We start from the raw sequence: 13,643 nt of genomic DNA, 5'->3' as shown, positions 1-13,643 counted from the left end.
GTGCTCTCCAGACGATCCATTCTGCGGCTCGGCGGCGTGGCCGCGGCCGGGATCATCGGGGCGCTGGCCCAGGCGGAGGCCGCGCACACGCCCGACGACTCGTTCGTGCGGTTACGCCGCCGGTGGCGCGAGGTCAGCGCGGGCTCCGGCTACGACCCGGCCGCGGAGCCGTACCGGACATGGCTGGCCGGGCTGGGCAGAGCGGCCGCCCGCCACCGCGACGCCATGGCCCCGTCCCGCACCTCGCTCTGGCCGGACCAGGCCTTCCCGTCGTTCATGGCGACGCCGCGGCGGTTGCGGACGATGGCGCACGCCTACGTGCTGGAAGGCACCGGCCTGACCGGCGACCCGGGCCTGGCCGCGGCCGTCGCCGCAGGGATCGACCACTACAGGCGGCAGGTGTACGCGGCCGGCGCCGACCCCGTGGGCAACTGGTGGCACTGGCAGATCGGCGTGCCCAGGGCGCTGCTGGACGCCGCCGTGCTGGTCGGCCTCGACGAAGGGCGAAGCATGGCCCTGCGGGACGCCGTGGACCACTTCGTCCCCGACAGCCGCCTCGCCCGCTACGGCGGCAACAGCACCGGCGCCAACCGCGTGGACCTGTGCCTGGTGATGTTGTTGCGGGCCATGCTCAGGTCCGACCCGGGCAAGGCGGATCTGGCGGTCTCGGCGCTGACGCCGGTGTTCCGGTACGTCAGCGAAGGCGACGGGTTCTACCGGGACGGGTCCTTCATCCAGCACACGTACGTCCCCTATCAGGGCGCCTACGGGGTGACGCTGCTGTCGGGGCTGGCCATGATCTTCGCGGTGCTGCGCGGCTCGCCGTGGGAGGTGAGGCACGAGATCGTGTTCGACGCGGTTGAGCGGTCGTTCGCGCCGTTCGTGCGCGACGGGGCCTGCATGGACCTGGTACGCGGGCGCGGTGTCGGCCGACGGCCCTTCGGCGACCACGAGAAGGGCCGCGAGATAGCCGCCGCGATCCTGCTGCTCGGCGAGGTGGCCCCGGTCGCCTACCGAGCCCGCTGGCACGCCATGGTCAAGGGATGGGCGGTGCGGAACACGTACCGGCCGATGCTGGAGCACCGCGAGCCCACCTTCCACGCCCGCCTGGCGGCGATCATGGCGGACGACGCGGTTCCGGCCGCGCCCGAGCCGGTCGGGCACCGGCTGCTGCCGATGAGCGCCAGGGCCGTGCACCGCCGGCCAGGCTGGTGCGCGGCGCTCAGCATGGCCTCGCACCGGATCGGCCATTACGAGCACGGCAACGGCGAGAACCTGCGCGGCTGGCACACCGGCTCAGGAATGCTCTACTGGTGGGCGGACGGGCACGGCGACCAGTACTCCGACTCCTTCTGGCCCACCGTGGACCCCTACCGCCTGCCGGGCACGACCGTCTCCACGCGGCGGCTGCCGGATGGCGCGGGTGCGGGATGGGGAGACACGCGCACGCCATGGCGGTGGGTCGGCGGGGCCACGGACGGCGTCTATGCGGCCGTCGGCCAGCACCTCAGCGGGCTGGAGAGCACGATGGAGGCGTTCAAGTCGTGGTTCTTCCTCGACGACGCCGTCGTCTGCCTGGGCGCGGGCATCACCTGCGCGGACGGGGTCCGGGTCGAGACGATCGTCGACAACCGAAGGACCGGCGCCTCGCTCGCCGTCGAGCCGGGCTGGGCCCACCTCGAGGGTCACGGCGGCTACTTGGTGCCGGGATCGCTGCACACGCTGCGGGAACGCCGGGGGACCCACGACTACGTGACGCTCTGGCTGGACCACGGCGTGGATCCCCGCTCGGCCGGCTACGTCTACACGCTGCTGCCGGGCGCGAGCCGGGCGGAGACGCGCGCCAGGGCCGCCGACCCCGGCTGGTTGCGCGTCATGGCCAACTCCGCCCGGCTGCAGGCCGTCCACGTCCCGTCGCTGAGGCTCACGGCGGCGAACTTCTGGAATGCCGGAGCCGCCGGCGACCTGACCGCCTCCGGCCCGTGCGCGGTCCTGGCCCGCGAGCACGGCGACGGCACGGCCACACTCACCGTGGCGGACCCCCGGTGTGACCTGGACGAACTGACCGTGACCTGGGACCGGCCGGTGGCCGGGTTACTCAGCGGGAACGCCCTCCTGCACGGCTCCACCATGAACTTCCATGGGCTTGCCGAGCGGGAGGGCGCCCCGATCACGGTCACGGTGCGGCTCAGCCCTTAGGCCGCTCGCCGGGCCTTTCCCGTGATCTCCGGTATTCCTCCACCACCAGCTCGGTGAGCTCCTGCAGCGAGGTCTCCGCGGTGGGCTTGTCGAACGTGATCGTTCCGTGCTGGAGCAGGTTGACCCGGTCGCACACCTCCAGGATCTGCGCGTAGTTGTGCGCGATGATCACGATGGACACCTCGCCCCGCGCCTTCAGGTCGCTGACCAGGTCGAGGATCAGCGCGCCCTCCTTGGCCCCCATCGCGGCCAGCGGCTCGTCGAGCAGCAGGATCCGCGAGCGCGAGTAGACCGAGCGGGCCACGGCGATGGCCTGGCGCTGGCCGCCGGACAACTTGGCGACCTCGACGTCGACCGACGGGATGCGTACCCCCATCGTTTCGAGGTGCTCGGCGGCCAGCCTGCGCATGCGCCGGTTGCTCAGCAGCCGGGCGAACCCGACGTGCTCGCGGCCGAGGAACATGTTGTGGTAGACGCTGAGCTCGTTGATCAGCGCGAGGTCCTGGTAGACGATGTCGATGCCCAGGGAGCGGGCCTGCTGCACCGACTTGAGCGTCACCTCCGCGCCGTCGAGCAGGATGCGGCCCGAGTCCGGCTGGTGGAACCCGCACAGGAGCTTGACCAGTGTGGACTTGCCCGCGCCGTTGTCGCCGATGAGCCCGAGCACCTCGCCCCTGGCCAGGGTCAGGCTGACGTCCCGCAGGGCCGTGACCGCGCCGAACCGCTTGGAGAGCGATTCGGCGCGCAGGACTTCGGTCATGTCCGTCCCGCCCTTCGCAGCCGGGTCAGCGTGACGTTGGCGATCATCGAGAGCAGGATCGCGGCGCCCAGGATGAGGAAGTACGGGTTGGCGGAGATGCCGATGAGGTTCATCCCGTTCTGCAGCACCGCCAGCACGAGCGCGCCGAGCGCGCCGCCCACGATCGTCCCCGAGCCGCCCGCCAGCGCCGTGCCGCCGATCACCGCCGCCGACACGGCGGTGAACATGAGCCCGGTGCCGCCGCCGATGTTGGGGTCGATCGTGTGGATCCGGAACGCCTCGATCAGACCGGCGAACGCCCCCAGACTTCCGCCGATCATGAAATTTCCCATCTTGACCCTGCCGGTGCGCACCCCTGCCTCCATGGCTCCCAGCGGATTGCCCCCGGCGGCGATCGTGTGCAACCCCCACCGGGTACGCGTCAGCACCACATGCAGAAAGGCCACGATCCCCAGAGCCCACCAGAGATGCGCCCACGGCGCGGCCCCGAGCCACGAGCCGATCGTCCCGTCGACCGGCTCGGGGATCTCGGCGGGATAGGCGTGCGACGTGGTGAGCACGATCCCGGTCACCGCGTAGAACGTGCCCAGCGTGGTCACGAACGACGGCACCCGCAGCACCACGGTGACGAACCCGTTCACGAACCCGATGGCCGTCCCCGTCAGCAGCGCCAGCAGGATCGCCGGGATCGCCGGGAAGCTCCAGAAGTCGATCGCGTAGTGCATCATGAACGGCGCCAGCGCCGCCACCACCCCGACCGACAGGTCGATCTCCCCGCTGACCAGCAGCAACACGGTCCCGCACACCACGATGGCGGCCGGCGCGGCGGCCTGGGTGATGTTGACCAGGTTGTCCGGGGTCAGGAACACGTCCGTGGCCGACACGAAGTACAGCCCCAGGGCGATCGCGACCACCAGGACGCCGGCCTCCCGGTGCTTCAGGAACGCCTCCCGCAGGCTACGCATGGGGAATGGGGCCGGTGCGGGACACGAGCTTCTGCGCCGTGTCGGAGCCCTCGAAGCGGGTCTTGGTCGTCTGGTACGGCCCCACGTTGTCCTTCGTCACGAACAGCAGTCCCGTGTTCGTCTCGGAGGGGAACAGCAGCCCGCCCGACAGCTTGTAGAGGTAGAGGTAGAGCACCGGCAGGAAGCCCTGCAGGTAGGGCTGCTGGTCGATCGTGTAGTCCAGGTCGCCGCTCTTGATCGCGGCCAGTGTCTCGGGCACCAGGTCGAAGCCGCCGGCCACCTTGAGCCCTTTCGAGCGCATGTTGTACTTCTTGACCACCTGCCCGATCGACTGCGTGGAGCCGGCGTCCACGGCCAGCATGCCCGCCAGGTTCTGGTGCCCCTGGGCGTAGGCGTCGATGATGGACAGTCCCTTGGTGACGTCGGCGTTCGTCCCGACCGACTGAAAGGTGATGGACTTGCCCGAGTCCTTGATCGCCTGCGCGGCGCCGTCGATCCTGGGCTGGATGTTCAGCGCGCCCGGCGTGGCGATGAAGCCCACGACCTCACCGGAGTCGACCTGCTGCAGCGCCCGCTGGCCGAGGGCGTACCCGGACTCGTAGAGCCCCTGCCCGATGTACGCCAGCCGCGCCGTCCCCTTGTCGTCGCGGGCGCCGTCGGCGTTGTACGACACCACCGGGATGCCCGCGTCGAGCGCCCGGTTGACCGGCTCGCGGAAGGCCGCCTTGTCCACCACGGCCACCGCTAACCCGTCCGCCTTGGCGGAGATGGCGGCGTTGCACGCGTTGACCATCTCGGCCACGATCGAGTCCTTCGAGCCCGTCCACTGGAACTCGGTACCGAGCAGCGCGCACGCGTCCTGGGCGCCGTACTGGGTGGGGGTGAAGAACGGGTTCGTCGTGACGTGGCAGACCAGCACGAACTTCCACTTGGGCGTGGCGGGGAAGTCTCCTGGGGCGGCCGCGCCGCCGCCGGTCGTGGCCGGCCGGCTCTGGTCGGACGTGCAGGCCGTCAGCAGCGCGGCGGCCGCGGCCGAGGCGCTGGCGAGCCCGGCGCCGGTGAGCAGCCGCCGCCTCGCGATCGGGGTGAGGTGAAGGGTGTCGACCGCTTCCTCGACCTTGGGGTGGATCTTCTTCATGTGCTCGACCTCGTATTCCCTACGAATCGGTCCAGCCGCAGGGGCCGGACCCGTATGGGTGCCCCCGATGGCCCCGCTGGGGCTTCCTTTTCCGCCAGTGAACTCCTTGCGGGCGCCCGTGTCAGCAACCAGTTCGCGCGGCCAAGCCGATCCGGTTCGGGCAGGTCTACCGCACCCTGGCCCAACTCGTCCGCGACGGGCTGGTCGAGATCGTCGGCGTGGAGCCGGGCGCCGGGCCGGAGCGCAAGCGGTACGCCATCACCCCGGAGGGAGTGACCGACTTGGACCGCTGGCTCGCCGAACCGGAGGATCCCCAGCCCCAGCTCCAGCTCCAGGCGGTGCTGTTCACGAAGGTGACGCTGGCGCTGATGTCGGGCCGGCCCGCCGAGGAGTTCCTGGACGCGCAGCGCACGCGGCACCTTGCCGTGATGCGCACGCTGACCGCCGCGCGGCGCGAGGCGGAGTCGGCGCAGGACGCCCTGCTGGCCGACTACCAGCTCTTCCACGTCGAGGCGGATCTGCGCTGGATCGAGCACGCGGCGGGCCGGCTGCCCACCCTGGCGGAGGAGGTCCGCGATGACGGTCCTAAGCGGTCGTGACCTGCACAAGAGCTTCGGTCGGACGCCGGCGCTGCGTGGCGCTGCGCTGACCCTGGCCGACGGCGAGGTGCTGGCCGTCATGGGGCCCAGCGGGTCGGGCAAGTCCCCGCTGCTGCACTGCCTGGCCGGCGTGCTGCGGCCGGACGCGGGCGAGGTGCTCTTCCGCGACGTGCGGATCGACCGGCGCGCTCGACTCCGTCGCCGCCGACCAGGTGATGGAGCTCCTCGTCGACACGGTCCGCGCGGAGGACGCCTCCATGGTGGTCGTGACCCACGAGCCGCGGGTGGCCGCCTTCGCCGACCGCACGGCGATCGTCCGCGACGGCCTCGTCGTCCAGCCGGTGGGTGCCCGATGAACGCCGTGCTGATCGGGATGAGACTGGCCGTCGCCGGCGGCCGTACGGGATGGGCCCGGCTGGCGCTGACCGCGCTCGGCGTCGGCGTCCACCCCGGCCACCGCGCCGGACTCGATGTTGTGGCTGGCCGTCAGCGACCACTTCGCGGGTGAGCCGCTGCACCGGGTGCACGTCGCGGCACTCGGTGCGTGCCCGCCGGTTCCTCCCGGACTCGACCGGCTCCCGTCGGCTACACCCCGGAGCGGTTGGGCGAGCTCACCGGCGCGCAGCGGGTGCTCGGGATCCAGACGGGCCTGTCCGGCGACTACGCCTTCACCCTGGCGGCGCGGCTGCTGATCGGGATCGTGGCGGTCCTGCTGCTCGTGCCCGTCGCCGTCTACATCGTCATGGTCACGAGGATCGCCGCCGTGCGCCGCGAGCAACGCTTCGCCGTGATGCGGCTGGCCGGCGCCACCAGAACGCAGCTCACGGTCACGGCCGCCACCGAGACCGGGGTCGGCGCGGTCGCCGGGGCGATGCTCGGCCTCCTCGGCTACACGGCGCTCCGGCCCGTGGTGGCGGGGCACCTGACCCACGGCGGGGCCCGCTTCTTCGACTCCGACCTCACGGTGGCGCCTGCCTGGCTGATCGTGGTGCTGGCAGGCGTGCCGCTGCTGGCGGTGGGCGCCGCGATGACGTCGATTCTCGGGATCCGGATCACGCCGCTGGGCATCGGCGGCCGTGCCTCCCGTAGGCGGCCGCCCACCGCCCACCGCCTGACGGATGGCGCTGCCGGGCGCCGGAATCGCCGGCATGCTCGCCATCGTGGCCGGTGTGCCGTGGCTGGTGGAAGTCCCTCCGAGCGCCGCGAGCAGCGCGCCGGGGGCCGCGTTCTACGGTGGCCTGCGGCCGGCGTGGTCGAGATCTACGTCGGCAACCAGCCGGTCACCAGGCTCGCGCCGCTGATGGGCGCGCGGACGGTGGCGATCCGGGTCCATCCGGATGACTGGAGTTCGGTCGTGTCCTGTGCCGAGCTGACCCGGATCGTGGTCGCCTCCTGTCCACTCCCGGAGTCCGTGCGGGCCCGCGGCATGGGACGGGACGCCACCATCGGCGTGATGTCCGGGGCCATCCACGAGTCCGTCCCGGGCGCGGCGGGTCTCCCGATCCGTGCCCTCTATGTGCTGACTGACGGCACCCTCGCGGCGGAGGAGCGCGTCCGTACGCAGGCCGCGCTCCTCCTGCCCCGCGCGATACTCAACACCCAGCGCGACACCGTGCTGCAGGAGTCGCGGTTGTGGGCCGAGTTGACCACGCTCGCCCGGCTGACGACCTGGTTCGTGGTCCTCCTTGCCGGGTGCAGCCTGACGGTCGGGGTGGTGGCCGGGCTGATCGAGCGGCGGCGCTCCCGCTGATGAACGTCACGACCAGGTACGACGCCGTCCGCAACGAGTAGAGGCCGAGCTCGCGCACGACGAAGTCACTCTCCTGACCTGAAGGTCTTGGCGCGCTGGAGGTAGTCGATGACCGCCGGGAGGTCACTGGCCTCCAGCCAGTCGATCTGCATGGCGATGCCCTCGCTGATCGCGGCGCTGTTGTCACTCCACAGAGCCATGCCCGCCGCGCTGAGCCGCTCGTCGACCTGCTGGTCGCCGCTCTGCAGCCCGCTCGCCAAGGACTCCCACCTGACGCTCAGCTCCTGCACCGCCGGATCGCCGACGGGTCTGCCGGCCCGCAGGTGGCCGAGGGTCTCCCTGAGCAGCTCCAGCCACTCGGCCCTGAGATCCTTCATGCGGTCCTCGCCGAGATCGGCCCGTCGCCGCGCCAGGTGGTCGCGGAGCTCGCGGTTGACGTACGCCTCGTACACCGAGATCGTCTCCAGCGTGGCCATGAACTGCTCGGCCTCGGGCATCACCGACTCGTCCAGCACCTGGATCAGCCCGCCGATCTGGTCCTTCAGCTGCACCAGCCGGGCGGCCTGCAGCTCGATCTCGGCGAGCTGCGCGCCGAGCAGGCCGCGCAGCGCCGTCAGGTCGTCCGACGGCTCCTTGAGCACGTCGGCGATCTCGTCCAGTGACAGGCCGAGCCCGCGCAGCGCCCGCACGCGGTAGAGCCGCCGCAGGTCCGCCTCGGTGTAGCGGCGGTGGCCCGCCGCCGTCCGCTCACCGGCTCCGACCAGGCCGATCTCTTCGTAGTGGTAAAGCGTCCTGATCGTGACCCCGGTGGCCTTGGCCAGCTCCCCGATGGTCCACCGGCGCTCGTCGTCGTCGCGTCTGCTCACGCCTCCGACCGTAGGACCTCCCGTCACGGGAGGTTCAAGCCCTTGACGACGGGCTCTGGAGTGCCTAAGTTCCCGGCCACGGCGAAACATATCGTTACGCCCCCGAAACTTTCGGAGGTCTTCGGTGAAGTCCCTGATCATCGCCCTGGCGCTCGTCGCCGCCGTTCCATTCCCCGCCCACGCCGAGCACCGTACGCCGCGTGACCTGCGTGAGCTCGCGTACCGGAACGGCATCAGAATCGGCAGCGCCGTCGACATCGCCGCCCTGCGCAGTGAAGACGACTACCGCAAGGTGTTGAACCGCGAGTTCTCCCACGTCACCGCGGAGAACGCGATGAAGTGGGAGTCGGTCGAGCCGGAACGGGGCGTCTTCACCTGGGGCGACGCCGACGCCCTGGTCGACAACGCCCGCCGCAACAACCAGAAGGTCCGCGGTCACACCCTGGTCTGGCACAACCAGCTGCCGGCCTGGCTGACCACCGGCGTCGAGAACGGCACCATCGACGCCGCCGAGCTCAGGGACATCCTGCGCGACCACATCACCACCCAGGTACGCCGCTACAAGGGCAAGATCAGGGCCTGGGACGTGGTCAACGAGGTGGTCAACGACGACGGCACGATGCGGCAGAGCATCTGGCTCACCCACCTCGGCCCCGGCTACATCGCCGACGTCTTCCGCTGGGCCCACCGCGCGGACCCGCACGCCAAGCTCTACATCAACGACTACAACCTGGAATGGAACGCCCCCAAGATCGAGACCACACTGTCGATCGTCAAGGACCTCCAGGCGCAGGGCGTGCCGATCCACGGCGTCGGCTTCCAGGGCCACCTCGGCATCCAGTATGACTACCCAGGCGACTGGGCGAACGTCATGAAGCGCTTCGCCGATCTGGGCCTGGAGATCGCGGTCACCGAGCTGGACGTGCGCATGGTGCTGCCGGTGACGCCCGAGAAGCTGGCCACCCAGGCCGACTACTACCGCCGGGCGCTGACCGACTGCCTCAGCGTCAAGGTCTGCCGCGAGTTCACCGTCTGGGGCTTCACCGACCGGCACTCGTGGGTCCCCGGCTGGTTCGACGGCGAGGGTGCGGCCTGCCTGCTCGATGAGAACCTGGCGCCCAAGCCCGCGTACCACGCCCTGCTGACGGTGAAGAAGGCTTAGCTCGCGCCCACGCCGTAAAAAGAATTCCCCGCGGCCGTGTCGAACCGGCGGGGACACGTTCGACGCGATTGATAAGAGAGCAGATTCACGGCAGTGGAAGGGATCGCGTCATGCAGAAGATCACCACGTACCTCTGGTTCGACAATCAGGCCGAGGAGGCCGCGCAGTTCTACACCTCGCTCTTCGCCGACTCCCGCATCCTCGAGGTCCAGCGTTACCCCGAGGGCGCGCCGGGCCCGGCGGGGACGGCGATGATCGTCACGTTCGAGCTGGCCGGCCAGCGGTTCATCGCGCTGAACGGCGGCCCGCAGTTCACGTTCAACGAGTCCGTCTCGCTGTACGTCGACTGCGAGTCGCAGGACGAGGTCGACGAGCTGTGGGCCAAGCTCACCGACGGCGGCGAGGAGTCGCAGTGCGGCTGGCTGAAGGACAGGTGGGGCCTGTCCTGGCAGATCATCCCGCGCCGCCTCAGCGAGCTGCTGAGCGACCCGGATCCGGCCAGGGCGCAGCGTGCCATGCAGGCCATGCTGGGCATGCAGAAGATCGACGTCCAGGCCCTGGAGAAGGCCGCCGCGGGCTGATCTGCGCGGGTGGCCGGTGAGCTCTCATCGGCCACCCGGTTCGGCCAGCCCGTACGGCAGATCCGGCCGCTGGGCGGCGATGTGCATGAGCTTGTTGTACTTGATCACCCGTTCGCCGCGCGCCGGCGCGCCCGACTTGAACTGACCGCACCCGCTGGCCACCGCCAGCTCGGCGATGAAGTCGTCCACGGTCTCGCCGGCGCGGTGCGAGACCATCCGCGCGTACTCGTGCTTGCGGCACACCTCCATGGCCTGCAACGTCTCGGTGACGGTGCCGACCTGGTCGACCTTGATGAGCGCGGCGTTGGCGATCCCCGCGGCGATGCCCTGCTCGATGACGGCGGGGCTGGTGACGAACACGTCGTCGCCGACCAGTTGCAGCCGCTCGCCGAGCCGGTCGGTCAGCTGGCGCCAGCCCTCGGTGTCGTCCTCGGCCAGGCCGTCCTCGATGCTCCAGATCGGGTAGTCGGCGGCCAGCTGCGCGTAGAGCTCGATCAGCTCGAGACTGGACAGGCGTTCGCCCGCCACCTGGTACGCGCCGTCGCCGCGGCGGAACCGGGAGGCGGCCGGGTCCAGCGCGATGGCCACCTGATCGCGGGCGGGCTTGTAGCCGGCGCCGTCGATGGCCTCCACCAGTGCGGCCAGCACCTCACGCGGATGCCTGAAGTCGGGCGCGAAACCGCCGTCGTCACCCTGCCCGGTCGGCTGCCCGGCCGCGGCCAGGTTCCCGTGCAGGACGGCGTAGATCTCCGCCCCGGCCCGTACGGCCTCGGCCATGGAAGGCGCGCCGATCGGGGCAATCATGAATTCCTGGAAGTCGAGCTGATTGGAGGCATGCAGGCCGCCGCTGACCAGGTTGAAGTGCGGCACCGGCAGCCGCGGCCGCACCGTGGACGGGGTGAGGAACTCCCACAGCTGCTGCCCCTGGGAGGCGGCCACGGCCCGCGCGGTGGCCATCGACACGCCCACGGTGGCGTTGCCGCCGAGCCTGCTCTTGGCGTCGGTGCCGTCCAGCTCGATCAGGGCCTGGTCGACGTCGGCCAGCGAATGCCACGGCCGGCCTTTGAGGCGGTGGAAGATCGAGCCGGTGACGCGGGCCGCCGCCCGGGTCACGCCCGAGCCGCCGTACCGGCTCATGTCGCCGTCGCGGAGCTGGACCGCCTCCTGGGAGCCGACGGAAGCGCCGGAGGGGACACCGGCCCAGCCGGTCGCGCCGCCCGCCAGGGTCAGCGTGACCGACAGAGTGGGGTGGCCGCGCGAGTCCAGGATCTGCGTGGCGCGCAGGTCGATGATGTGGAAGGCGCACAAGGCTCCTCCTGAGGGGTGCGGTCTCGGTCGCTTTCGACGGTGTCATGGTCGTTCCCGCACACAAAGGGCAAATCAACTTCACTTGCCGGCAGATTTGTCGGTAGGGCGGCGGCCGAGCAGGGCGCACACTGTGCACACGCGGCTCACTGCGCGGCGCGGGTGGCGAGACGCCCCATCCGATAGACCGCCTGCGGACGCCGCAGCGCGGTGATGTCGGCCAGCGGGTCGCCTGCCACGGCCAGCAGGTCGGCGTCGAACCCGGGCGCGATCATGCCCTTGCGCTCGTCCACCCGGCAGGCGCGCGCCGCGACCGATGTGATCGACCGCAACACGTCGATGGCGGCGTACCCCTGCTCGACCAGCATCTCCGCCCCGTACGGCAGCAACCCGTGCGGTTTGGGCGGCCCGATCCCGGCGTCCGTCCCGATGACGAAGTCCACCCCGGCGGCGTAGAAGGCACGCAGCGCCTCCGCCATGCCCGCCATGCGCTGCTGGATGCGCGGTGGCGGCGGCGTCGGGCTCGGCACTATCCCGGCCGTGAGGGACACGACGATGTCCGCGGCGGCCAGCTGGGCGATCAGCCCGTAATCCACCTCGAAGGAGTCCTCGGTGAAGAACCCGCAGTGCTCGATCGAGTCGAACCCGGCCTCCAGCGCGTGCGCGACCCCCTCCGCGCAATGGGCGTGCCCGGTGATCGGCAGGCCGTGCGCGTGCGCCTCGTCGGCCGCCGCCTTCAGCTCGGCGGGGCCGTACTGCAGCAGATGCGAGTGGGTGCCGGCGGTCATCTCGCCGCCCGTCACCATCATCTTGATGACGTGTACGCCGCGCGCCGCCCGCTCCCGCACGGCCTCGCGCACCCCTTGTTCGCCGGCCGCCTCGCCGCCCAGGAACCAGCAGTGCCCCTGGGGCGTGGTGATCGGCGGCCCGGCTGAAAGGATCTCCGGCCCGTCGAGACCCAGCCCGAGTCCCAACGCCAGATAGTCGCGGTCGCCCAGGTCGCGCACCGTGGTCACCCCGGCCGCCAGGTGCTGCCGCGCCGCCGCCCGCATCCGGTCGGCGAGACCCGGGTGCTCCAGCGTCCCCAGGACATCGAGGCCGGCGTCGAAGGCCAGGTGGACGTGGCAGTCGATCAGCCCGGGCAGCAGCGTGACGTCACCCAGGTCGATCGTGGCGGGCGCGTCGCCGGTGACGTCGGCGACGCGCCCGTTCTCGACGAGCACCACGCGGTCATGGTGCATGTCCCGGCCGTCGAAGAGCCGGCGAGCGCGTAAGGCGAGCATGCCGACAACGTCGCACGGCCTCGCCGGAAATCCCTGAGTATGCCCTACTCAATTTCCTGGGCGGGGGACTGGGCGGGACTGAACGTCAGAGCTGGGCGTGCCGGCCCAGGTGGGCGAGGAGCCGAACGGCCAGTGGGGCCGTGGGCAGGACGGGCAGCGGGTCGGCGAACGGGCCGCCGCTGCGGTGCTCGGTCACGATCGGGCTGGTAGTGGCGAGCTCCCACACCGCTTGCACAGCGTCGTCGTCCGCGCGGTAAGGCAGGTGGGCGCCGGTGGCGATGTCCCAGCCGTGGACCAGCGATTCCATGAGGCTGATCGAGGCCAGCGCCGCGCCGGGCACCGTGTCGCCCATGAACGCGTACTCGCGTTCCAGCGCGCCGGGCGCGGTGAAGGCGGCCATCGAGCGGTCGGCGACCGCGGCGAAGGCGGCTGCCGGATCGGCCCCGAGGTGATCGGTGTCGGCTTGGCGTTGGGAGTCGAACTCGGCCGGATCCACCTGGTCGCGTTCGGCGACACGGGCGAGCAGCAGCAGGCCGCCTGCGAGGTGGTTGGCCGTCTGCCGGACGGTCCATTTCTCGCACGGGCTCGCCGCCGCCCAGCCCTGCTCGCCGATCTGGCCCAGCAGGTGGCCGACCAGGGCGTGGCTGCGCTCCAGCAAGCCCGTGACGGCGGGCGGCCCCGACATCACGCGCCGCAGGTCTTCGGCGTCGTAGATCAGCTCGCCGGAGACGATCCGGCCGTCGTGTACGCGCAGCAGCTCGGCGGCGGTCAGCGTGCCGGGCAGCGGGTCCATCTCCCAGTCGATGATGGAGCAGACCAGGTCTCCGTCGGTGAACTGGTGGCGTACTCGAAAGTCGCGTACTGCGGCGCCTGCCTGGCGAGCCATGGCGCGATAGCTCGCGCTGTCGGTGAAGGAGGCGACGGGTCCGGTGAAGGAGAAGGAGTCGGCGAGCGGAACGTCGCTCATCTCTCCTGCTCGGTGCTGCCACGCGTGGTAGTAGGACTCGACGGCGGTATGGGGATTCATGGGTCTCT

Annotated in this window: 14 protein-coding genes and 1 pseudogene; 8 read left to right on the top strand and 7 right to left on the bottom strand. The window is 70.9% G+C overall.

All coding sequences use genetic code 11. The features are described from left to right. Nucleotides 1-2,199, top strand: coding sequence for a polysaccharide lyase 8 family protein (locus ACTWQA_RS35510; protein WP_443163353.1), 2,199 nt, complete (start codon nucleotides 1-3; stop codon nucleotides 2,197-2,199). On the opposite strand, the gene ACTWQA_RS35505 is transcribed toward ACTWQA_RS35510, so the two are convergent. From ACTWQA_RS35505 to ACTWQA_RS35495, 3 genes are read right to left on the bottom strand one after another with little or no spacing between them, the layout of a single operon-like run. Next, the gene (locus tag ACTWQA_RS35505; RefSeq protein ID WP_443163352.1) at nucleotides 2,189-2,959 is read right to left on the bottom strand and encodes an ATP-binding cassette domain-containing protein; all 771 of its coding nucleotides are present in this window, start codon (nucleotides 2,957-2,959) and stop codon (nucleotides 2,189-2,191) included. The genes ACTWQA_RS35510 and ACTWQA_RS35505 overlap by 11 nt on opposite strands. Next, nucleotides 2,956-3,924 carry an ABC transporter permease gene (locus ACTWQA_RS35500; RefSeq protein ID WP_443163351.1) on the bottom strand — a complete coding sequence of 323 codons (969 nt, stop codon included), beginning with the start codon at nucleotides 3,922-3,924 and terminating at the stop codon, nucleotides 2,956-2,958. Before ACTWQA_RS35500 ends, ACTWQA_RS35505 begins: the two co-directional genes overlap by 4 nt. Then, a complete protein-coding gene (locus ACTWQA_RS35495; RefSeq protein ID WP_443163350.1) occupies nucleotides 3,917-5,062 on the bottom strand; it encodes a sugar ABC transporter substrate-binding protein in 1,146 nt (381 codons plus the stop codon). The genes ACTWQA_RS35500 and ACTWQA_RS35495 overlap by 8 nt, the downstream gene beginning before the upstream one ends. 149 nt (nucleotides 5,063-5,211) lie before the next feature. On the opposite strand from ACTWQA_RS35495, the gene ACTWQA_RS35490 reads away from it, so the two are divergent. The 5 genes and pseudogenes from ACTWQA_RS35490 (at nucleotide 5,212) to ACTWQA_RS35470 (ending at nucleotide 7,411) form a co-directional block, all read left to right on the top strand. Next, nucleotides 5,212-5,661, top strand: a complete 450-nt coding sequence (locus ACTWQA_RS35490; RefSeq protein ID WP_443163415.1) for a PadR family transcriptional regulator — start codon at nucleotides 5,212-5,214, stop codon at nucleotides 5,659-5,661. Beyond that, nucleotides 5,639-5,791 (top strand): annotated as a pseudogene (locus tag ACTWQA_RS35485) (ATP-binding cassette domain-containing protein); the annotation flags it as partial. The gene ACTWQA_RS35490 and the pseudogene ACTWQA_RS35485, both read left to right, overlap by 23 nt. 85 nt (nucleotides 5,792-5,876) lie before the next feature. After that, nucleotides 5,877-6,017, top strand: a complete 141-nt coding sequence (locus tag ACTWQA_RS35480) for a hypothetical protein (protein WP_443163419.1) — start codon at nucleotides 5,877-5,879, stop codon at nucleotides 6,015-6,017. Then, nucleotides 6,014-6,169, top strand: a complete 156-nt coding sequence (locus ACTWQA_RS35475) for a hypothetical protein (RefSeq protein ID WP_443163418.1) — start codon at nucleotides 6,014-6,016, stop codon at nucleotides 6,167-6,169. The genes ACTWQA_RS35480 and ACTWQA_RS35475 overlap by 4 nt, the downstream gene beginning before the upstream one ends. A 36-nt stretch (nucleotides 6,170-6,205) precedes the next feature. Further along, entirely contained in the window at nucleotides 6,206-7,411 is a 1,206-nt protein-coding gene (locus ACTWQA_RS35470; RefSeq protein ID WP_443163349.1) for an ABC transporter permease, read from the top strand. A 65-nt stretch (nucleotides 7,412-7,476) separates the two neighbouring features. Here the strand turns inward: ACTWQA_RS35470 and ACTWQA_RS35465 are convergent, their stop codons facing one another. Further along, nucleotides 7,477-8,277, bottom strand: a complete 801-nt coding sequence (locus ACTWQA_RS35465; RefSeq protein WP_443163348.1) for a MerR family transcriptional regulator — start codon at nucleotides 8,275-8,277, stop codon at nucleotides 7,477-7,479. A gap of 124 nt (nucleotides 8,278-8,401) precedes the next feature. On the opposite strand from ACTWQA_RS35465, the gene ACTWQA_RS35460 reads away from it, so the two are divergent. Further along, entirely contained in the window at nucleotides 8,402-9,439 is a 1,038-nt protein-coding gene (locus ACTWQA_RS35460) for an endo-1,4-beta-xylanase (RefSeq protein ID WP_443163347.1), read from the top strand. A gap of 110 nt (nucleotides 9,440-9,549) precedes the next feature. Beyond that, nucleotides 9,550-10,020: a VOC family protein gene (locus ACTWQA_RS35455; RefSeq protein WP_443163346.1), complete on the top strand. Its 471-nt coding sequence runs from the start codon at nucleotides 9,550-9,552 to the stop codon at nucleotides 10,018-10,020. 24 nt (nucleotides 10,021-10,044) lie between these two features. Here the strand turns inward: ACTWQA_RS35455 and eno are convergent, their stop codons facing one another. The 3 genes from eno to ACTWQA_RS35440 all read right to left on the bottom strand — a co-directional run bounded on the left by eno (nucleotide 10,045) and on the right by ACTWQA_RS35440 (nucleotide 13,635). After that, complete coding sequence (eno, locus tag ACTWQA_RS35450) at nucleotides 10,045-11,328, bottom strand: phosphopyruvate hydratase (RefSeq protein ID WP_443163345.1); 1,284 nt, start codon at nucleotides 11,326-11,328, stop codon at nucleotides 10,045-10,047. A 143-nt stretch (nucleotides 11,329-11,471) separates the two neighbouring features. Beyond that, on the bottom strand, nucleotides 11,472-12,608 hold the full coding sequence (locus ACTWQA_RS35445) for an amidohydrolase family protein (RefSeq protein ID WP_443163344.1): 1,137 nt from the start codon (nucleotides 12,606-12,608) through the stop codon (nucleotides 11,472-11,474). A gap of 85 nt (nucleotides 12,609-12,693) precedes the next feature. Continuing rightward, nucleotides 12,694-13,635 carry a TIGR03086 family metal-binding protein gene (locus ACTWQA_RS35440; protein ID WP_443163343.1) on the bottom strand — a complete coding sequence of 314 codons (942 nt, stop codon included), beginning with the start codon at nucleotides 13,633-13,635 and terminating at the stop codon, nucleotides 12,694-12,696. Between the last annotated feature and the right edge of the window lie 8 nt (nucleotides 13,636-13,643).

Source organism: Nonomuraea sp. 10N515B (assembly GCF_052245915.1).
In the GTDB taxonomy this organism is placed as follows: Bacteria; Actinomycetota; Actinomycetes; order Streptosporangiales; family Streptosporangiaceae; genus Nonomuraea.
The sequence above is the reverse complement of the archived record's forward strand: the minus strand, read 5'-3'. Positions and strand labels throughout refer to the sequence as shown.

Excerpts from the sequence above, each read along its gene's own strand:
- ACTWQA_RS35475 (WP_443163418.1), top strand. The coding sequence starts at position 6,014 with ATGAACGCCGTGCTGATCGGGATGAGACTGGCCGTCGCCGGCGGCCGT.
- ACTWQA_RS35500 (WP_443163351.1), bottom strand. The coding sequence starts at position 3,924 with ATGCGTAGCCTGCGGGAGGCGTTCCTGAAGCACCGGGAGGCCGGCGTC.
- ACTWQA_RS35455 (WP_443163346.1), top strand. The coding sequence starts at position 9,550 with ATGCAGAAGATCACCACGTACCTCTGGTTCGACAATCAGGCCGAGGAG.
- ACTWQA_RS35445 (WP_443163344.1), bottom strand. The coding sequence starts at position 12,608 with ATGCTCGCCTTACGCGCTCGCCGGCTCTTCGACGGCCGGGACATGCAC.
- ACTWQA_RS35440 (WP_443163343.1), bottom strand. The coding sequence starts at position 13,635 with ATGAATCCCCATACCGCCGTCGAGTCCTACTACCACGCGTGGCAGCAC.
- ACTWQA_RS35495 (WP_443163350.1), bottom strand. The coding sequence starts at position 5,062 with ATGAAGAAGATCCACCCCAAGGTCGAGGAAGCGGTCGACACCCTTCAC.
- ACTWQA_RS35505 (WP_443163352.1), bottom strand. The coding sequence starts at position 2,959 with ATGACCGAAGTCCTGCGCGCCGAATCGCTCTCCAAGCGGTTCGGCGCG.
- ACTWQA_RS35480 (WP_443163419.1), top strand. The coding sequence starts at position 5,877 with ATGGAGCTCCTCGTCGACACGGTCCGCGCGGAGGACGCCTCCATGGTG.